Annotated in this window: 18 protein-coding genes; 8 read left to right on the top strand and 10 right to left on the bottom strand. The window is 72.4% G+C overall.

The window, feature by feature from the left end:
* Positions 1–221: 221 nt before the first annotated feature.
* From GD748_RS08475 to GD748_RS08465, 3 genes are all read right to left on the bottom strand, one after another.
* The gene (locus tag GD748_RS08475; protein ID WP_226920999.1) at positions 222–1640 is read right to left on the bottom strand and encodes a class II fumarate hydratase; all 1419 of its coding nucleotides are present in this window, start codon (positions 1638–1640) and stop codon (positions 222–224) included.
* 274 nt (positions 1641–1914) lie between these two features.
* Positions 1915–2181 carry an HPr family phosphocarrier protein gene (locus GD748_RS08470; protein WP_152194739.1) on the bottom strand — a complete coding sequence of 89 codons (267 nt, stop codon included), beginning with the start codon at positions 2179–2181 and terminating at the stop codon, positions 1915–1917.
* 62 nt (positions 2182–2243) lie between these two features.
* Positions 2244–3368: a GuaB3 family IMP dehydrogenase-related protein gene (locus GD748_RS08465; protein WP_152194738.1), complete on the bottom strand. Its 1125-nt coding sequence runs from the start codon at positions 3366–3368 to the stop codon at positions 2244–2246.
* A gap of 100 nt (positions 3369–3468) precedes the next feature.
* On the opposite strand from GD748_RS08465, the gene GD748_RS08460 reads away from it, so the two are divergent.
* On the top strand, positions 3469–4500 hold the full coding sequence (locus GD748_RS08460) for a hypothetical protein (protein ID WP_152194737.1): 1032 nt from the start codon (positions 3469–3471) through the stop codon (positions 4498–4500).
* 3 nt (positions 4501–4503) lie between these two features.
* On the opposite strand, the gene GD748_RS08455 is transcribed toward GD748_RS08460, so the two are convergent.
* The gene (locus tag GD748_RS08455) at positions 4504–5250 is read right to left on the bottom strand and encodes an NUDIX hydrolase (RefSeq protein WP_152194736.1); all 747 of its coding nucleotides are present in this window, start codon (positions 5248–5250) and stop codon (positions 4504–4506) included.
* Between the two features lie 150 nt (positions 5251–5400).
* Here GD748_RS08455 and GD748_RS08450 point away from each other — a divergent pair, with 150 nt between their 5' ends.
* Positions 5401–6255, top strand: coding sequence for an exonuclease domain-containing protein (locus GD748_RS08450; RefSeq protein ID WP_152194735.1), 855 nt, complete (start codon positions 5401–5403; stop codon positions 6253–6255).
* On the opposite strand, the gene guaB is transcribed toward GD748_RS08450, so the two are convergent.
* A complete protein-coding gene (gene guaB, locus GD748_RS08445; RefSeq protein ID WP_152194734.1) occupies positions 6237–7757 on the bottom strand; it encodes an IMP dehydrogenase in 1521 nt (506 codons plus the stop codon). The genes GD748_RS08450 and guaB overlap by 19 nt on opposite strands.
* Positions 7758–8003: 246 nt before the next feature.
* On the bottom strand, positions 8004–9059 hold the full coding sequence (locus GD748_RS08440) for a MerR family transcriptional regulator (RefSeq protein ID WP_152194733.1): 1056 nt from the start codon (positions 9057–9059) through the stop codon (positions 8004–8006).
* Between the two features lie 179 nt (positions 9060–9238).
* Here GD748_RS08440 and GD748_RS08435 point away from each other — a divergent pair, with 179 nt between their 5' ends.
* Positions 9239–9529: a WhiB family transcriptional regulator gene (locus tag GD748_RS08435; RefSeq protein ID WP_152194732.1), complete on the top strand. Its 291-nt coding sequence runs from the start codon at positions 9239–9241 to the stop codon at positions 9527–9529.
* Positions 9530–9706: 177 nt separating this feature from the next.
* Here GD748_RS08435 and groES read toward each other — a convergent pair whose 3' ends face one another.
* Entirely contained in the window at positions 9707–10003 is a 297-nt protein-coding gene (gene groES / locus GD748_RS08430) for a co-chaperone GroES (RefSeq protein ID WP_152194731.1), read from the bottom strand.
* A gap of 234 nt (positions 10004–10237) precedes the next feature.
* On the opposite strand from groES, the gene GD748_RS08425 reads away from it, so the two are divergent.
* The 5 genes from GD748_RS08425 to GD748_RS08405 all read left to right on the top strand — a co-directional run bounded on the left by GD748_RS08425 (position 10238) and on the right by GD748_RS08405 (position 15394).
* A complete protein-coding gene (locus tag GD748_RS08425) occupies positions 10238–11464 on the top strand; it encodes a class I SAM-dependent methyltransferase (RefSeq protein WP_152194730.1) in 1227 nt (408 codons plus the stop codon).
* A gap of 136 nt (positions 11465–11600) precedes the next feature.
* On the top strand, positions 11601–12740 hold the full coding sequence (locus GD748_RS08420) for a glutamate--cysteine ligase (protein WP_152815938.1): 1140 nt from the start codon (positions 11601–11603) through the stop codon (positions 12738–12740).
* 83 nt (positions 12741–12823) lie between these two features.
* A complete protein-coding gene (locus GD748_RS08415) occupies positions 12824–14332 on the top strand; it encodes an MFS transporter (protein WP_226920995.1) in 1509 nt (502 codons plus the stop codon).
* A gap of 193 nt (positions 14333–14525) precedes the next feature.
* On the top strand, positions 14526–14879 hold the full coding sequence (locus GD748_RS08410; protein WP_226920993.1) for a PadR family transcriptional regulator: 354 nt from the start codon (positions 14526–14528) through the stop codon (positions 14877–14879).
* The gene (locus GD748_RS08405) at positions 14876–15394 is read left to right on the top strand and encodes an HAAS signaling domain-containing protein (RefSeq protein ID WP_152194728.1); all 519 of its coding nucleotides are present in this window, start codon (positions 14876–14878) and stop codon (positions 15392–15394) included. The genes GD748_RS08410 and GD748_RS08405 overlap by 4 nt, the downstream gene beginning before the upstream one ends.
* 157 nt (positions 15395–15551) lie before the next feature.
* Here the strand turns inward: GD748_RS08405 and tsaD are convergent, their stop codons facing one another.
* The 3 genes from tsaD to GD748_RS08390 form a co-directional block, all read right to left on the bottom strand.
* Entirely contained in the window at positions 15552–16595 is a 1044-nt protein-coding gene (gene tsaD, locus GD748_RS08400) for a tRNA (adenosine(37)-N6)-threonylcarbamoyltransferase complex transferase subunit TsaD (RefSeq protein WP_152194727.1), read from the bottom strand.
* A 170-nt stretch (positions 16596–16765) separates the two neighbouring features.
* Positions 16766–17509, bottom strand: a complete 744-nt coding sequence (locus GD748_RS08395) for a succinate dehydrogenase/fumarate reductase iron-sulfur subunit (RefSeq protein ID WP_152194726.1) — start codon at positions 17507–17509, stop codon at positions 16766–16768.
* Positions 17506–19494, bottom strand: coding sequence for a fumarate reductase/succinate dehydrogenase flavoprotein subunit (locus GD748_RS08390; protein ID WP_152194725.1), 1989 nt, complete (start codon positions 19492–19494; stop codon positions 17506–17508). The genes GD748_RS08395 and GD748_RS08390 overlap by 4 nt, the downstream gene beginning before the upstream one ends.
* Positions 19495–19499: the final 5 nt, after the last annotated feature.

Raw genomic sequence — 19499 nt, 5'->3', positions numbered from 1 at the left:
ATCCGTGTCCGGGGCTCACCGCGTCCCGGCCGGTTCAGGCTCGCCGCGCCGCTCGGGAACGGACCAACAGCGCCGTGCGGATGAACTTCCCTGCCGATGTGGTCGCTATCGCGACCACATCGGCAGGGAAGTTTGACCCGGCGGTCGGGCTCGAGCCATTCCTCCGGTGCGCGCAGTCGGTCTGCCGGCTGGGTCCGAACTCCGCTCGGCCAGTGCTGGGGTCAGGCCTGCTTCGGGGAGGTCATGGAGCGCACGTCCAGGGCAGCGTCGAGCTGCTCGGGGGTGACCTCGCCGCGCTCGACGTAGCCGAGGTCCTCCACCGCGGCGCGCACCGTGATGCCCTCCTTGACGGAGTGCTTGGCGATCTTGGCCGCCGCCTCGTAGCCGATGAGCCGGTTGAGCGGGGTGACGATCGACGGCGAGGACTCGGCGAGCTCGAGGCAGCGCTCGACGTTCGCGACGAGTCCGTCGACGGTCTTGGTGGCCAGCACCCGCGAGACGTTGCCGACCAGCGTGATGGACTCCAGCAGGTTGCGCGCCATGACCGGCAGCATGACGAGCAGGTCGAAGTTGCCCTGGGCGCCGGCGAACGCGATCGCTGCGTCGTTGCCGATGACCTGGGCCGCCACCATGACGGTGGCCTCGGGGACCACCGGGTTGACCTTGCCGGGCATGATCGACGAGCCCGGCTGCAGGTCGGGCAGCTGCAGCTCGCCGATGCCGGTGCGCGGGCCGGAGCCCATCCACCGCAGGTCGTTGGCGATCTTCGTCAGGGAGACGGCGATGGTGCGCAGCGCGCCCGACATCTCCACCAGCGAGTCCTGGGCGGCCTGAGCCTCGAAGTGGTTCTGCGCCTCCACCAGCGGCAGGCCGGTGTTCTCCGCGATGAGCTCGATGACCCGCTGGGAGAAGCCCGCGGGGGTGTTGATGCCGGTCCCGACGGCGGTACCGCCCAGAGGCAGCTCGGCCAGCCGCGGCAGGGCGGCCTCGACCCGGGCTATCCCGTAGCGGATCTGCGTGGCGTAGCCGGAGAACTCCTGCCCGAGCGTGATCGGGGTGGCGTCCATGAGGTGCGTGCGGCCCGCCTTGACGACGTCCTTCCACTCCTCCGCCTTCGCCTCCAGGGCGCGGGCGAGCACGTCGAGGCCTGGCAGGAGCTCCTCGACGACGGCCTGTGTGGCGGCGATGTGGATCGAGGAGGGGAAGACGTCGTTGGAGGACTGCGAGGCGTTGACGTGGTCGTTGGGGTGCACCGGGCTGCCCAGCCGGGTGCTCGCCAGGTTCGCGACGACCTCGTTGGTGTTCATGTTGGACGAGGTGCCCGAGCCGGTCTGGAACACGTCGATCGGGAAGTGGACGTCGTGCTTGCCGGCGATGACCTCCTCGGCGGCGGCCACGATCGCCTGGGCGACGTCGTCGGCCAGCACCCCGAGCTCGGCGTTGGCCAGGGCGGCGGCGCGCTTGACCTGGCCGAGCGCGGCGATGTGGTGCGACGACAGGCCGCGACCGGAGATGGGGAAGTTCTCGACGGCGCGCTGGGTCTGTGCCGAGTACAGGGCGTCGCGCGGGACGCGCACCTCACCCATCGTGTCGTGCTCGATGCGGAAGTCCTCCGCGCTGCCGGGCTGCTGCTGGGTCACTGCTGCTCCATGCTCTCGTTCGTCCCGGCGCGTCGTAGCACCGGCTGCGTCCATCTTCCCATCCGCCGCGACCGGCCGGCTCGGGCACGTTCCCAAGTCCCGGACGGCCCGGCGCCGTTCAGTCCGAGCGCCCGACGCCGACCCTCCCGGTCCGGGCGCCCGACGGCGAACCCTCCGGTCCGGGCGACGGGAAACCTTCCGCTCCGGGCGCCCGACGACGAACCTTCCGGTCCGAGCCGCCCGACGGCGAACCCTCCGAGTCTGCGCGCGAGCCTCAGGCGTCCAGGTCCTGCGCGAGCAGCTCAGCGAGCTCGTCGAGGACCTTCTCGGCCCCGTCCCCATCGGCCGTGAGCGTGACCTCGTCACCCTGCTCCGCCCCGAGGGTCATCACGGCGAGGATGCTGGCGGCGTCGACGGGGTCGCCGTCGCCCTTGGAGATGGAGACCGGGATCCCGCTGGCGCTGACCGCCTTGACGAAGAGGGCGGCCGGACGGGCGTGGAGCCCGACCTTGGAGGCGATGACGGCGCTGCGCTGGGCCATGACTGTCCTTCCGGAAGCTGTGGGTGACGGGTGCCTGGGCTAGGAGCGCCCGCGGCGGATGCTCAGAACGGGTTGTACGGGGAGACGACGACCTCGACGCGCTGGAACTCCTTGACGTCGGAGTACCCGGTGGTCGCCATGGTGCGGCGCAGGGCGCCGATGAGGTTGACCGTGCCGTCGGCCGTGGAGGAGGGGCCGTGGAGGATCTCGGCGAGGGTGCCGACCGTGCCCACGTGCACCCGCTCGCCGCGAGGCAGCTCGGGATGGTGCGCCTCGGGTCCCCAGTGCCAGCCCCGGCCGGGCGCCTCCGCGGCGCGGGCGAGGGCGGCACCAAGCATGACGGCGTCGGCGCCGCAGGCCACGGCCTTGACGAGGTCGCCGGAGCGCCCCACCCCGCCGTCGGCGATGAGGTGGACGTACCGGCCGCCCGACTCGTCGAGGTAGTCCCGTCGGGCCGCGGCGACGTCCGCGACGGCTGTCGCCATCGGGGCGTGGATGCCGAGGGAGCGACGGGTCGTGTGCGCGGCACCGCCACCGAAGCCGACGAGCACCCCCGCGGCACCGGTGCGCATCAGGTGCAGCGCGGCCGTGTACGTGGCCGCTCCCCCGACGATGACCGGGACGTCGAGCTCGTAGATGAAGCGCTTGAGGTTCAACGGCTCGGCGCGGGAGGAGACGTGCTCGGCGGAGACGGTGGTGCCCCGGATGATGAACAGGTCCACTCCCGCCTCGACGACGGTCCGCCAGTGCTCCTGGGTGCGCTGGGGCGAGAGGCTGCCGGCCACGGTCACGCCCGCCGCCCGGATCTCGTGCAGGCGCTGCGTGATCAGCTCGGGCTTGACTGGCTCCGCGTAGATCTCCTGCATCCGGACCGTGGCCTCACCGGCGGGCAGGGCGGCGATCTCCGCGAGGAGCGGCTCGGCGTCTTCGTAGCGGGTCCACAGCCCCTCGAGGTCGAGGACACCGATGCCGCCGAGCTTGCCGAGCTCTATGGCGGTCGCCGGGCTCATGACCGAGTCCATCGGGGCGGCGAGCACGGGCAGCTCGACGTGATAGGCGTCGATCTGCCAGCTCACCGAGACGTCCTCGGGGTCCCGAGTACGCCGGGAGGGGACGACGGCGACGTCGTCGAAGCTGTAGGCGCGGCGTGCGCGCTTGCCGCGGCCGATCTCGATCTCGTTGCTCACCGTTGCAGGCTACCGGTGCACCGCCCGCCGAGGCTCTCGACGTCCGGCTGCCGTGCCCGTTCTGGCCCCAGGAGGTGCCGTCCGGCGCCACAATGCGGCCGTGCCGACACATCTGGACGAACGTGCGACCGCCGGCCGGGCGGCCGCACTCGTCCTCGCCCTGGCCTGGTCCACCGTGGGGTTCGCGACGACGGACCTGTGGGTGGTCATCCCGCCCGCGCACCCCGACTTCGCCGGCGCGGACGCCATGCTCGAGGCCGGCTGGGGCATCTATCTCAGCTGCCTGGTGGTCGTCCCCCTGCTGGCCCTCATGCTCCGGCCCGGCCTGGGCCGCCCGGCCACCCGCCAGCTGACCGTGGTCACGGCCGCCACGGTGCCCGCCGCGGCGCTCTCGCTCGACGCGACGTTCCTGCTCTTCGGTGCCGCGCTCGCCCTGACCACGCTCGTCCAGGCGGCGACCCTGCGCGGCCGACGTCGTCGGCGACGTCTCGGTCCGGACGAGGTCGCACGGCCCGGTGCCGCGGTCGGAGGGCGACTCACCGCGTGCTGGGCCGCCGTGACGGTCGTGGTCTTTGTCGGCCTGCCGTGGGTGGGGTTCATGCGCACGTCGGGCGAGTTCTACCCCGCCGGGGCACGCAACGGGGCGATCCTGCTCGCCGTCACCGTCGCCGCCGCCTGGCTCCTGCCGGCAGCCGGGGCCGCCGAGGGCCGGGCCCCGAGTCGACCCCTCCAGCTCTCCGTACGCGTCCTGACGGTGCTCGGTGCGGTGCCGTGGTCGGTGTACGCGCTCGAGCTGTCGGCCCACGGCCGCGAGCGCGTCCCGTACCTGACGAACAACATCGACCACTGGCCGGCACAGGCGGCATTCGCGGTGGCACTCGTGGCAGTCCCGACGGCGGCGCTGGCGGGCTGGGGCTCGGTACGCATGGCGACGTGGACCTGCGGTCTCGCCGCGTGCGCGCTCGGCGCCTTCTCGATGCTCTACCCCGACGCCGGCGGCAGCCTCGGCAGCACCTGGGGTGCGGTCGCCCTCGGGTGGGGCGTCGCGCTGGCGCTGACGGGTGCCGTGCGGGCAGTCGGCCGCCGGACCCGGCAGCCCGGGGACAGCGAGCCGGCGGTGCACCTCGCCTGAGGGTCAGTCGCTCTCCGGCAGCCAGACCCGCCCGGTCGGGTCCCGGCGCAGCGTGACCTCGCGGGACCGGTCCCACGGCCGGGCCCAGCCGAGCTCGGCGAGCACGTGGTCGAGCAGGTTGCCCGTCAGTCCCCACACCAACCCGTCCGGCAGACGGAAACCTGCCGTGCGACGGTCGAAGATCCGCACGGTGTAGCGCGTGCCGGGGTCCACGAGCGTGCCGACGTTCACCCGGATCGTGTGCAGCACCTCGCCCGGCTCGACCCGGGTGGCCGCCGCGGCACGATCGGTCCATCCCACCACCGGGGTGACCACGTACCTGGTGATCGGCACCATGACAGGGGCGAGCCGTCCGAGCACCTCGATGTGCTCGGGATGCAGCCCGATCTCCTCGTGGGTCTCCCGGAGGGCGGCGGCGACGTCGTCCTCGCCGTCCTCGAGCCGCCCACCGGGCAGCGCGATCTCGCCCGGGTGGTGGCGCAGCTCCCACGAGCGCTGGACGAGGAACAGGTCCGGCTCCTCGCCACCGTCCGCCGGCGGGCTGAACAGCAGGAGCACGGCCGAGGGGCGGAATCCCCGGGCCACCTCGGCGTCGAACGCGTTCAGCCCGACGAGCGGCCGCGCCGTCCCCTCAAGCACGCGTGAGCAGAGGGCGCGCAGGGCCGCCCGGCGGCCTTCCCAGGTGACCTCCCCCCGCTCGACGGACGTCGCCGCGTCGGCGGGCGTCTCCGCGTCGCTGCTGCCGTCCACTGACTCTCCCTGCCGGTACGCGGCCCGTCACCGCCTCCCTCCCGCATTGGACCACATCCGGCCGCACCGGTTGCCCTGTGGCACACCCGGCCGGGTCCCGCCGGATGTGGGCGGCGGCTGGCACAGTGCTGAGCGGAGAAGGAGGCAATCATGAGCAGCTGGTCCGCCGGGCCGTTGCTCGGCTTCGACACCGAGACGACCGGCGTGGACGTGACCACGGACCGGATCGTCACCGCGGCGCTCGTCCGTCGGGATGCCCGGGGCACGTCGGTGCGCACCTGGATCATCGACCCCGGCGTGGAGATCCCGGCGCCGGCGAGCGCGATCCACGGCATCAGCACCGAGCGCGCCCGGGCCGAGGGCGTGGCGCCGGCTCTCGCCCTGGAGGAGATCGCCGCGCAGCTCGTCGAGGCGCAGCGCGACGGGGTGCCGGTGGTCGCCTTCAACGCGGCCTACGATCTGGCGATCCTCGAGCACGAGCTCGCGCGGCACGGGCTGCCCGGCATGGGCGAACGACTCTCCGGCGACCGCGGGACGGTCCTCGACCCGCTCGTCCTCGACCGGTACGTCGACGGCGCCCGGAAGGGTCCGCGCAAGCTCGTGGACCTGTGCGAGCTCTACCTCGTGCCGACCGGTGATCTCCACACCGCGGAGGTCGACGTCGTCGCGACCCTGGACCTGCTCGCCGCGATGGCCGGGCGCCACCCGCAGCTGTCCGGGTCGACCCCGGCGCAGCTGCACGTCCTCCAGGTGGCCGCGCACGAGGACTGGGTGCGCTCCTACAACCGCTGGCGCGCCCGCCGGGGGCTGCCCTGGCCGGGCGACGACCAGGGGTGGCCGACGCCCTCCCGCCCGTCACGCCGCACCCGCCTCGTCCGTCGCGCGACCTGGTACCTCGACGTGGTGCGTGGCCTCCCCCGCCGCCTGGTGCGACGGCTTCGGCGCCCGGGCGAGAACGAGGCCGGCGCCGTCTCCCGGCGGGAGCCTCAGCGCCGAGAGCTGTAGTTCGGCGCCTCCGCCGTCATCTGGATGTCGTGGGGGTGGGACTCCTTGAGCCCGGCCGGCGTGATGCGCACGAACTTGCCCCGCTGCTGCAGCTCCGGGATGGTCCGGGCGCCGACGTAGAACATCGACTGGTGCAGCCCACCGGTGAGCTGGTACGCGACGGCGGACAGCGGTCCCCGGTACGGCACCTGCCCCTCGATGCCCTCGGGGACGATCTTGTCGTCGGTGTCGACGTCGGCCTGGAAGTAGCGGTCCTTGGAGTACGAGACCCGGCCGCGGGAGGCCATCGCGCCGAGCGAGCCCATCCCGCGGTAGTGCTTGTACTGCTTGCCGTTGACGAAGACGAGCTCGCCAGGCGACTCCTCGCAGCCGGCCAGGAGCGAGCCGAGCATCACGGTGTCGGCACCGGCCACGAGCGCCTTGGCGATGTCGCCGGAGTACTGCAGACCGCCGTCGGCGATGAGCGGGACACCGGCCGGCTTGCAGGCCTGCGCGGCCAGGTGGACCGCCGTCACCTGCGGCACGCCGACCCCCGCGACGACCCGGGTCGTGCAGATCGAGCCAGGTCCGACACCGACCTTGACCGCGTCCACCCCGGCGTCGACGAGCGCCTGGGCGCCCTCGCGGGTGGCGACGTTGCCGCCGATGATCTGGACACCGGCGAACGCCTTGTCCTTCTTCATCCTGGTGATCATCTCGAGGAGCATCCGCGCCTCACCGTTGGCGGTGTCGGCGACGAGGACGTCGGCGCCTGCCTCGGCCAGGGCCGTGGCCCGGTCCCAGGCGTCGCCCCAGTAGCCGATGGCCGCCCCGACGAGCAGGCGACCCTCGGCGTCCTTGGTGGCGTGGGGGTACTGCTCGGTCTTGACGAAGTCCTTGACCGTGATGAGGCCCCGCAGCTTGCCCGCCGCGTCCACCAGGGGCAGCTTCTCGATCTTGTGCTTGGCCAGCAGCGTCGCGGCGTCGTCGGAGCTGATGCCCACCGGGCCGGTGACCAGCGGCATGGGGGTCATGGCCTCGCGCACCCGGCGCGTGGCGAACTCCCCGCCCGGGATGAAGCGCAGGTCGCGGTTGGTGATGATGCCGAGCAGCACGTCGTCCGCGTCCACGACCGGCAGGCCGGAGACCCGGTACTGCCCGCACAGCGCGTCGAGCTCGGCCAGGGTGGCGTCCGGCCCGATCGTCACCGGGTCGGTGACCATGCCGGACTCGGAACGCTTCACCACGGTGACCTGCTGGGCCTGGTCCTCGATGGAGAGGTTGCGGTGCAGGATCCCGATGCCGCCCTGCCGCGCCATGGCGATGGCCATGCGGGCCTCGGTGACCGTGTCCATCGCGGCCGAGATCAGCGGTACGCGCACGGAGATCTCGCGCGTGAGCCGGGCGGTGGTGTCCACCTCCGACGGGATCACGTCGGTCGCGCCGGGCAGGAGGAGGACGTCGTCGTAGGTCAGACCTACGAGGGAGAACGGGTCAGCGGCGGGGGCATTCGTCTCGGTCACCCGGCGATAGTACGTCGGCCGTCGGGCCGGTGGCAGGGCGGTCCTCGTCACACGTGACCGGCCCCACAAGGCCCACGTGACCGGCCGCACAAGGCCCACGTGACCGGCTCCACAAGGCACTCGGCGACCGGCCGTACGGGGCACGCGTACCCGGCCACACGGCCACAGGAGCCCGGCCACACGAGCACACGAGCACACGAGCACACGAGAGTCACACGCGAGCCCGCAGGGCCGGGGCGACGCCGGTCAGGCCTGCATGACCTCGGCGATCTCCTCGACCGCAGCGCCGGGCGTACGTACGCGGTGCACGTTCGGCAGCCACAGGCTGGGGGCGTCGGCGCCGAGGAGGAACACCTCGACGTCACCACGCCCAGAGACCGCGCGCACGATGTCCTCGACCCCGGGTGGGCTGCCGAGGACGGCCAGCACGCGGGCGTGCCGTTCGCGCAACGACTGCAGGACCTGGTCGACGCCGCCTGCCTTCTCGGCCCTGAGCACCCGTGAGGGCACTCCCCGCTCGGCGAGGCCCCCGCCGATGACATGGGCCCGCAGCCGGCGCTCGGCACCCGCGCACAGCAGCACGATCGGCCCGTTCGGGAGAGTCTCGCCGCCTCCTGAGCCGCGGAGACGGCTCACGGTGAGGTCCCGGACGGCGCCGAGGACCGCGGCCGTGACGACGGCCTCGGGGTCGACGCCGGGACGGTCGGAGCGCTCACGCTGACGCAGCATGGCCAGGGCAGGCTTCGCGACGGCGGTCCAGGCCTTCACGATGCCCTGGTCGCGCACCTCCTGGTCGAGCATCCGCTGGACCCTGGGCAGGTCGGGCTCCACCGCCGCGGCGGCGAGGGAGAGCGGGTCCACGAGGAGCCGTTCGCCGTGGTCGGCCTGCTGCTGGCCGCGCTGGACGCCGTCGGTCGGCAGCTGCACGACCTGCCCCTCGGGGTCGGCGCTGGCGGCGGCGCGGGCGGCGTCGGCCGGCGCCACGCCCTGGAGGGTGAGGTGGCGCATCCGCTCCAGACGCGCCACGTCGTCGGGCGTGTAGCGACGGTGGCTGCCGGCCTCGTGGGAGGTCGGGCCGAGCCCGTAGCGACGGTCCCACGTCCGCAGGGTCGAGGCGGCGACGCCGAGGCGTGAGGCGACGGCGGCGACCGTCAGCGGCGCACCGCCACCACCGCCGTGCGGCCGGCCTGCGCCCTCTCGTGCCGTCGGAACTGCCCGTGGCCAGTGGTTCCCGGCGTCGCCCGACCGTCCCGCTGCCCCGTCGTCGGTCGCGGACGGTCCGGCTCCGCGATCCGTCATCATGAATCGATCTTGACGCGAACGGTCCCCTACTGCCACTTAGGCGCGCCCGAGATTCCGCGCAGCATCGTTTCTGAATCAGTTTCGACAGGGTCTTGAACAAGTTGTGCATCGGTTGCTAGGTTGTGCAGCAGCAGCGGCGATCACGCCCTCGACGGATGTACGACGGAAGGAACGGACTGATGGCTGAGCTCTCGAGGCTTCCCGGCCCGGTGATGGACCTGTGGGAGTGGCAGTACGAGGGGGCGTGCCGCGAGGCGGACCCCAACCTCTTCTTCCACCCCGAGGGTGAGCGCGGCGGGACCCGTCGCCGCCGCGACGAGGCCGCCAAGGCCGTGTGCGCCACCTGCCCGGTGATCGAGCAGTGCCGCTCGCACGCGCTCGCCGTGCGTGAGCCGTACGGCGTCTGGGGTGGCCTCAGCGAGGACGACCGCCAGGCGATCCTCGCCCGCCCTGCCCGCCGCGCGTCCTGACGGCCGCCCGGGCATGAACGCGGCCTGGGCGTGAACGCGGCCCACGTACGAACGCCGCCCAGGCGTGAACGCGGCCCCGGTATGAACGCCGCCCAGGCATGAACGAAGCCCCGACCCTCACGAGGAGGGCCGGGGCTTCGTCTGTCAGCTGGTCGCTGATGTTCAGCTAGTCGCTGATCACTTGTCCACGACGGCGAGGATGTCGCGCGCGGAGAGGATCAGGTAGTCCTCACCGGCGTACTTCACCTCGGTGCCGCCGTACTTGCTGTAGATGACGACGTCGCCCACGGCGACGTCCAGCGGAACCCGGTTGCCGTTGTCGTCGACGCGGCCCGGACCGATCGCCAGGACGGTGCCCTCCTGGGGCTTCTCCTTGGCGGTGTCCGGGATGACGAGACCAGAAGCCGTGGTCTGCTCGGCCTCGAGGGTCTGCACGACGATACGGTCCTCGAGCGGCTTGATGGAGACCGACACTGCGGACCTCCCCTTCGCATGAGTGATGGGACAGATAAGGGTGCGCCACCTTCGCCGGCACGCCCGCCGTCGCGGGGGTCGGACGCTCCGTCTCCGGTACGCGCAGCCGCGACCCCGTAGGGGCCGCGCCCGGGATCAATCTAGGCCCGCGTTAGCACTCGGTCAAGGTGAGTGCCAACGTGTTGCCGCCAGCGCCGGCGGTCGGACACGGTGCTCGGGTGGCAGGATCGAGCGGTGGACCCCGCCTCGCTCGCCAAGCTGCTCGCCCCGGAGGGTTGGGCGCTGCTGAACCAGCTGCCGCCCTACTCGGAGGAGGCGGCACTACGTCTCTCCGCCGGCCTCAGGGACCGGGGCGTCGAACCGGACCTCGTGGCGGCGGCGCTCACCCAGTCACGCCTGCGCGCCCGTGCGGCGGCGAAGTTCGGTGACTTCGCCGCGGGGATGCTGTTCACCCCGGCCGGTCTCGAGCAGGCGACCCGGCTGTCCGTCGCGGCCCACCACGCCCGGCGCTATGCCGACGCCGGGGCGGCCCTGGTCGCCGACCTCGGCTCGGGGCTGGGCGGGGACGCGATGGCGCTGTCGGCCCTGGGAGTGCCGGTGCTCGCCGTCGAGGCCGACGAGACGACGGCGGCCCTGGCCACCGTCAACCTCCGGCACTTCCCCACGGCGAGCGTCCGTCACGCCGACGCCCTCGAGCTCGATCTCGCCGCGGAAGGTGTCGACGCCGTCTTCGCCGACCCCGCCCGCCGCACCAGGGGCGGACGTCGCGTGTTCGAGCCCGGCGACTGGTCCCCGCCGCTGGACGCCGTCCTCGGGCTGCGCACCACGGTGCCGGCCCTGGGCATGAAGGTCGCCCCCGGCATCCCGTACTCCTTCCTCCCGCCGGACGCCCACGCCCAGTGGGTCAGCGTGGCGGGCGACGTCGTCGAGGCCGGCCTGTGGTTCGGCCCGCTGGCGCCCGAGGGCCCGGGACGATCGGCCCTTGTGCTCTCGACCGACGGCCCGCACGTGCTGTCCGAGTCCGCCGCGCTGAGCGGCACGCCCGCGGCCGCACCGGACGCCCCGGCCCGCGCCGGGACCGTGCGGCCGGTCGGCAGCTACCTCTACGAGCCCGACGGTGCCGTCATCCGGTCCGGGCTCGTCGCGCGCACGGCCGAGGACCTCGACGCCGGTCTCCTCAGCGAGGACATCGCCTACCTGACCGCCGACCGGCTCGTCGAGACGCCCTTCGCGACGCCGTACCGGGTGCTGGACCACTTCGTCTTCAGCCTCAAGCGGCTGCGCGCCTACCTTCGCGAGCGGGACGTCGGGCCGGTCACGATCAAGAAGCGCGGCACGGCCGTCGAGCCCGAGCAGCTGCGTCGCCAGCTCGCGCTGAAGGGGTCCGCGAGCGCGACGATCGTGCTCACCCGGATCGCCGGACGCCAGAGCGTGCTGGTCGTCGAACCGGTCGCTCCGTAGCCCGAACCCGTCCGGCGTCGACGGCGACGGCCGGACCCGGGCCGGAGCCCGCGGACCGCGGGCCCTGCCAACGTACCCAGACCCGTCGTCGGACCCCGCGGGACGGGCGTCGCGCAGGGCCTGGCGAGGCGGCAGACTGTGGCACGTGGACATTCCCTTCGCTCGTTCCGAGCGGTCGTCGGTCGGCATCGAGTGGGAGCTCCAGCTCGTCGACGCGGACTCCGGCGACCTGCGTCAGGCGGCCACCACCGTGCTCGAGCGCATCGCCCCGACCGACGGGTCGCAGCATCCCCACGTCCACCCCGAGCTGCTCGTCAACACCGTCGAGGTCGTCTCCGGGGTGTGCCGCACGGTCGCCGGTGCCGGCGCGGACCTGCAGCGGGCCATCGAAGAGCTCCGGCCCGTCACCGACGCGCTGCGGATCGAGCTGGCCAGCGCCGGCACCCACCCGTTCGCGAGCCCGGCGTTCCAGAAGGTCACCAACAAGGAGCGCTACGCCACCCTGATCGACCGGACGCGGTGGTGGGGCCGCCAGATGCTGCTGTACGGGGTCCACGTGCACGTGGGCATCGAGGACCGGGCGAAGGTGCTGCCGATCATGCAGGCGCTGCTCACCCGGTTCGGGCACCTGCAGTCCCTGGCCGCCTCGTCGCCGTTCTGGGGCGGCGAGGACACCGGCTACGCCTCCAACCGGGCGATGATGTTCCAGCAGCTGCCCACCGCCGGCGTGCCCTACCAGTTCGACAGGTGGTCCGAGCTCGAGCGCTACGTCGACGACATGACGCGCACGGGCGTCATCGACACCTTCAGCGAGATCCGCTGGGACATCCGCCCCTCCCCCGCGCTCGGGACCGTCGAGGTGCGCGTGTGCGACGCCGCGACCAACCTCCAGGAGCTGCTGGCGCTCTCGGCCCTCACCCACTGCCTGGTGGAGCACTACTCCTCCATGCTCGACGCCGGCGAGGAGCTGCCGACCGCCCCGCGCTGGTTCGTCATGGAGAACAAGTGGCGGTCCGCCCGATACGGCATGGACGCGATCCTCATCCTCGACGAGGCCGGCGAGGAGGAGCTCGTCACCGACACGGTCGCCAAGATGCTGGTCGAGCTCGAGCCCGTCGCCGATCGGCTGGGCTGCACCGCCGAGCTCGCCCTGGTGCAGGACATCCTCGACCACGGCGCGTCCTACCAGCGCCAGCTCCGGGTGGCGGAGCGCGGCGACCTGGACGCCGTCGTGGCGTCACTGGTGGCGGAGATGCGCGCGGGCCACCCGCTCTGACCGGGATACCGCCCGGGTCCCCCCAGGGCCCACCGACGCCGGCCGCTGGTGAACCACGCGCGCAGGGGATACAACTGCTGCTCGTGAGCGACGATCCCGATCTGATCCGCGTCGAGGGCGCCGAGCGCGCCTACCGACGCAGCCGCATCCTCGTCGTCCTCCTCATCCCCATCGCGATGGCGCTCGTCGCGGTGTCCTCGATCAACGTGGCGCTGCCGTCGATCTCCCAGACGCTCGGCGCCACCGACACCGACCTGCAGTGGGTCCTCTCCGGTTACGCCCTGACCTTCGGCATCAGCCTCGTGCCCGCGGGACGGGCCGGGGACGTGCTCGGCCGCGGACGGCTCTTCGTCATCGGGCTCCTCGTGTTCTCGCTCGCCTCGCTCGCGTGCGGGCTCGCGCCGGACCCGCAGGTCCTCAACGTCTCCCGGTTCGTCCAGGGCGTGGGGGCCGGGCTGTACAACCCGCAGACGATGGGCATGATCCAGCAGTACTGGCGCGGCATGGAGCGGGCCCGGGCGTTCGCGCTCTTCGGCACCGTCGTCGCCGTGTCGGTCGCCGTCGGACCGCTCCTCGCCGGGTCCGTCATCGAGGTGCTCGGGCCCGAGGTCGGCTGGCGCGCGACCTTCTTCATCAACTTCCCGGCCGGGCTCCTCGGCTGCGCGCTGGCCCTGCGGTGGTTCCCGTTCGAGACGGAGCGTCGTCGCCGCGCCGCGAAGCAGGCGGCCATGGAGGCTCGGCGAACGGGTACCCCGGCGCTGCTGCGCGAGAGGATCGACCTGGACCCGGTCGGTGCCGTCCTCCTGGCCCTCGCCGTGCTCTGCGTGATGCTGCCGTTCATGTCCGACGGCGGTGGCCTCGTCTGGCTGCTGCTCGCGGCCGGCGTCGCGCTGCTCGTCCTGTGGGTCCGGTGGGAGCGCCTCTACCGCCGGCGCGGACGCGCGCCCATGGTGGACCTGACCCTGTTCTCGTTCCCGTCGTTCTCGCACGGCACAGCAGTCGCCGGGTCGTTCTTCCTCGGCTCGACCTCGATCTTCGTCGTGGTGGCGATCTACATGCAGAACGGGCTCGGTGCGAGCGCGCTGGAGACGGGGCTGATCGGTCTGCCGAACGCCGTCGTCTCGGCCTTCGCCTCGATCCGGGCCGGACGGCACGCCCTGACCCGGGGCCGCACCATCGTGATCAGGTCGTTGTGCTTCGTCCTCGTCGGGCTCGCGCTCAGCGTGGTCGTCGCGGTCCTGATCGAGCGGTACGGCATCGCCTTCTGGTGGCTGGCCCTGCCGCTCATGCTCTGCGGGGTCGGGCAGGGAGGCCTCGGCTCGGCCAACCAGACCCTCTCCCTGGAGGACGTGCCGACCCGGTACGGCGGCACCGCCGGAGGCGTGAAGTCGACTGCCGAGCGCATCGGCACCGCGATCGGCAACGCCATGATCACCGGCGTGTTCTTCGCGGTCGTCGGCGCTGACGCCTGGCAAGCAGGGTTCGCTGCGGGCTTCGCCGCGGTGGCGGTCTGCCTGCTGCTCTCGCTGGCCATCGCCCTGCGCGACCGGCGGGTCTCCGGCGAGGGACGCGCCGTGGTCTCCGTCAGCTGACGGTCCTCCTCGGCAGACGGGCTCGGCAGACGGGCTCGGCAGACGGGCTCGGCAGGGCTCGGCAGGGCTCGGCAGACGGGGCTCGGCAGGGCTCGGCCGAGGGGCTCGGCAGCCGTGGCCGGCGACCCGCGCGTCCGCATGTCGCGAATGCCTGCTAGTTGGCATTACCGAGTACTCGGTATACCTTGTCCTTGTGATCCCCGTCCCGGTGCGTGACCCGCAGCTCCTCAAGGGGGTGCTGCCGATGCTGGTCGTCGCGCTGCTGCGCGAGCAGGACTCGTACGGCTACGAGCTCGTCACCCGCCTCCAGGACTCCGGGCTCACCGACATCGCCGCCGGCTCGGTCTATCCGGTCCTCACCCGCCTGGAGAAGGAGGGGCTGCTCGAGTCCTACCTCGTCAGCTCCAGCGCCGGCCCGGCCCGCAAGTACTACACCCCCACCCACGCCGGTCTGGACCACCTCACGGCCCAGCGGCGCGGCTGGCAGACGCTGAAGGACGTCGTCGCCGTCGTCCTCACCCACTCCCCCAAGGAGACCCGCCGATGAACAGGCTCCCCGTCCGCGACGTCGTGCGCCGCGAGGCCTTCCTGGCCCGCCTGTCGCTGTGGCTGGACGACTACCCCGCCCGGGAGCAGAAGTCGCTCCTCGCCCAGCTGCGCGGCGAGCTGGACCTCGCCGCCGCGGACAGCTCCATGAGGTCGGCGGTCTCGGCCATGGGAAGCCCCCGCGAGCTCGCGCGCGAGTACCGGGCGACGCTGCCCGCGGGCCGGCCCCGGTGGGCAGCCGGTGGCTTCTGGGTGAGCATCGGGCTGATCGTCTGGCTGGTCCTCTTCGTGACCTTCGTCGCCGCCCTCCTCCAGGTCGCCGCGGCCGGCGGCCCGGACGGTGTCACGGCGCAGCTGCTGTGGGCTGAGGTCACCGCCGTCGACACCCCGGAAGAGATCTCGCTCGTGGTGAGCGGGACGTGGGTGGGGCTGGCGCTCCTCGCCGTCGTCTTCCTCGTCGGCTCCCGGGCCTGGCGGGTGCTGCGCCGCCGCGACCGCGCGGACGCAGCAGTCTGACCTTGCACGCCGTGACCACGATGCAGGCGGTGCAGCAGCTTCTCGGCCGGTCAGGCGGCAGCCGATCCCCTGGGATAGCCGGCGCCGGCCCATCAGCCGGCTCCCGGAACGATGCCTCTCCCGCGGTGCGGTGCCCGGTCAGGCGACCCGCCGTCCCTCAGGCCTGGACGAGGGTGAGCGGCATCGCCGAGTCGGTCGGCAGGTCGAGCTGCGACGGCGCGGCCCCGGAGCGCACGAGCGCCGAGCCGAGCGCGGCGATCATCGCGCCGTTGTCCGTGCAGTAGCGGATCGGCGGGATCCGCACGGTCACGCCCTGCTCCTGCGCCCGCTCCGCGGCGAGCTCGCGCAGACGGGAGTTGGCCGAGAAGCCACCGCCGATCACCAGGGTGTCGCACCCGTGCGTGCGGCAGGCGGCCAGCGCCTTGGTCACGAGCACGTCGGCCACCGCCTCGGAGAAGCCGGCCGCGACGTCCGCCGCAGGCACCTCCTCGCCGCGGTCGGCGAAGGCCTCGACGTAGCGCGCCACAGCCGTCTTGAGCCCGGAGAAGGAGAAGTCGTAGGGGTGCCGCGCCTTGTCCTTGCCGGCGGTCAGGCCGCGTGGGAAGCGGATGGCGCTCGGGTCCCCGGTCCGCGCCAGGCGGTCCACGTGGGGACCACCGGGGTACGGCAGCCCGAGCAGCCGGCCGACCTTGTCGAAGGCCTCGCCGGCGGCGTCGTCGAGCGTCTGGCCGAGCTCGACCACGCCGGTGGCGATGTCGTCGACGAGCAGGAGGGAGGTGTGCCCCCCAGAGACGACGAGCGCGACGAAGCGCTCGGGGAAGGCGCCGTGCACGAGCTCGTCGACGGCGGCGTGCCCGATGACGTGGTTGACGCCGTACAGCGGTCGGCCGGTAGCAAGTGCCAGGGACTTCGCCCCGGCGACGCCCACGGTCAGCGAGCCGACCAGCCCGGGGCCGGCGGTCACGGCGATCGCGTCGACGTCGCCGAGGTCCACGTCGGCGGCCGCCAGCGCGGCGTCGATGGTCGGCACGAAGGCCTCGAGGTGGGCGCGGGAGGCCACCTCGGGCACGATGCCGCCGTACCTGGCGTGCTCGTCCATCGACGAGGCGGTGACGTCGGCGAGCAGCTCACGGCCGCGCACGAGCGCCACGCCGGTCTCGTCGCAGGAGGTCTCGATGCCCAGGATGAGGGGTTCGCTCACGGTCCCAGGGTAGTCGGCGTGCGACCGCGACCTGTCCACGGACGGGGCGGCGCAGGCCGCAGCGAGGGTGCCCCGCCGACGGTGCAGCCGCACCGGCCGTCACAGCGAGGGGTCCCCGAGGGACGCCGCAGGCCCCGGTCGCGGACCGGGGCCTGCGCCGTCGTCGAGGCCTACTTGTTGCGGACCAGGGCGTGCCCGAGGTCGGCGTTGAGGGTGCCGATGACGTCGAGCGGGATCTCCTTGGGGCACACCGCCGAGCACTCGCCGATGTTCGTGCAGCCGCCGAAGCCCTCGACGTCGTGCTGGTGGAGCATGTTGACCACCCGGGCCTCGCGCTCGGGCTGTCCCTGCGGCAGCAGCCCGAGGTGGGTCACCTTCGCGGCGGTGAAGAGCATCGCGGAGGCGTTCGGGCAGGCGGCGACGCAGGCCCCGCAGCCGATGCAGGCGGCGGCCTCGAAGGCCCGGTCGGCGTCGGCCTTCGGCACCGGGGTGGCATGCGCGTCCGGGGCCGCACCGGTGTTGACCGAGATGTAGCCGCCGGCCTGGATGATGCGGTCGAACGCGGACCGGTCCACGACGAGGTCCTTGATCACCGGGAACGCCGAGGCACGCCAGGGCTCGAGGGTGATGGTGTCGCCGTCCTTGAAGGACCGCATGTGGAGCTGGCAGGTGGTGGTGCGCTCGGGACCGTGCGCCACACCGTTGATGACGATGCCGCACATGCCGCAGATGCCCTCGCGGCAGTCGGAGTCGAAGGCCACCGGGTCCTCGCCGCGCTCGGTGAGCTGCTCGTTGAGGACGTCGAGCATCTCGAGGAACGACATGTCCTCGGAGAGGCCGACCAGCTCGTAGGCGACCAGCCGGGCCTCGTCGTTCGGGCCGGCCTGGCGCATGACGTTGAGGGTGATCTTCACTTGTAGCTCCGCTGCTTCATCTCGACGTACTCGTACTGCAGGTCTTCCTTGTGCAGGACCGGGGCCTCGTCGCCGCCGTACTCCCAGGCCGCCACGTAGGCGAACTCGTCGTCGTGGCGCAGCGCCTCGCCGTCCTCCGTCTGCGACTCCGCCCGGAAGTGGCCACCGGCCGACTCGCGACGGTGCAGGGCGTCGATGCACATCAGCTCGGCGAGCTCGAAGAAGTCGGCGACCCGCCCGGCCCGCTCGAGGGCCTGGTTGAGCTCGTCGGCCTCGCCCAGGACCCTCACGTCGCGCCAGAACTCGTCACGCAGCTCGCGGATCTTGCCGATCGCGTACCGCAGCCCCTCCTCCGTGCGCTCCATGCCGCAGTACTCCCACATGATGTGGCCGAGCTCCTTGTGGAAGGAGTCCACCGACCGGGAGCCGTTGGCGGCCAGGAAGTGCTGGATGCGCGCGCGGACCGCCTGCTCGGCCTCGACGACCGCCGGGTGGTCGGCGGGCACCTTCTCGAACGGGGCGTCGGCGAGGTAGTCGTTGATCGTGTTCGGGAGAACGAAGTAGCCGTCCGCGAGGCCCTGCATGAGCGCCGAGGCGCCCAGGCGGTTGCCGCCGTGGTCGGAGAAGTTCGCCTCGCCCGCCACGAACAGGCCGGGGAGGGAGGACTGCAGGTCGTAGTCCACCCACAGGCCGCCCATCGTGTAGTGCACGGCGGGGTAGATGCGCATCGGCACCTCGTACGGGTTCTCGCCGGTGATGCGCTCGTACATGTCGAACAGGTTGCCGTACTTCGCGGCGACGGCGGCGCGCCCCATCCGGGCGGTGGCCTCGGCGAAGTCGAGGTACACGCCGCGGCGGACGCCGTCGACCTCGGGGCCGACGCCGCGGCCCTCGTCGCAGACGTTCTTGGCCTGGCGGGACGCGATGTCGCGGGGGACGAGGTTGCCGAAGGCCGGGTACTTGCGCTCGAGGTAGTAGTCGCGGGCCGCCTCGGGGATCTCGCGGGGGTCCTTCGTGCAGTCCGCCGGGTCCTTGGGCACCCAGATGCGCCCGTCGTTGCGCAGCGACTCGCTCATCAGGGTCAGCTTCGACTGGTGGGCGCCGCTCTGGGGGATGCAGGTCGGGTGGATCTGCGTGTAGCAGGGGTTGCCGAAGTAGGCGCCCTTGCGGTGCGCACGCCACGTGGCCGTGACGTTGGAGCCCATGGCGTTGGTGGAGAGGTAGAAGACGTTGCCGTAGCCGCCGGTGGCCAGCACGACGACGTCGGCCAGGTGGGTCTCGATCTCCCCGGTGACCATGTCGCGCACGATGATGCCGCGGGCCTTGCCGTCGACGACGACGATCTCGAGCATCTCGTGGCGGGCGTGCGTCGTGACGGTGCCGGCGGCGACCTGTCGCTCGAGCGCCTGGTAGGCGCCGATGAGGAGCTGCTGGCCGGTCTGGCCGCGGGCGTAGAAGGTGCGGGACACCTGGACGCCACCGAAGGAGCGGTTGTCGAGCAGGCCGCCGTACTCGCGGGCGAAGGGGACGCCCTGCGCGACGGCCTGGTCGATGATGTTCGTGCTGACCTCGGCCAGGCGGTAGACGTTCGACTCCCGCGAGCGGAAGTCACCGCCCTTGACGGTGTCGTAGAACAGCCGGTAGGTCGAGTCGCCGTCGTTCTTGTAGTTCTTCGCGGCGTTGATGCCGCCCTGGGCCGCGATGGAGTGCGCCCGCCGCGGCGAGTCCTGGTAGAAGAACGCGTCCACGTTGTACCCGGCCTCGCCGAGGGTGGCGGCGGCCGAGGAGCCCGCCAGGCCCGTCCCGACGACGATGATCCGCATCTTGCGACGGTTGGCGGGGTTCACCAGACGGGCGTTGAACTGGCGCTTCTCCCAGCGCTCGGACAGCGGGCCGTCGGGGGCCTTGGTGTCGGCGACCGGGGCGCCCTCGCGGTACAGACCCGCGACCAGCTCGTCGGTCTTGGGCTCGGTCGTGGATGTCATCGATT

Origin of the sequence: Georgenia subflava (assembly GCF_009193155.1) — a bacterium.
Taxonomy (GTDB): Bacteria; Actinomycetota; Actinomycetes; order Actinomycetales; family Actinomycetaceae; genus Georgenia; species Georgenia subflava.
The sequence above is the reverse complement of the archived record's forward strand: the minus strand, read 5'-3'. Positions and strand labels throughout refer to the sequence as shown.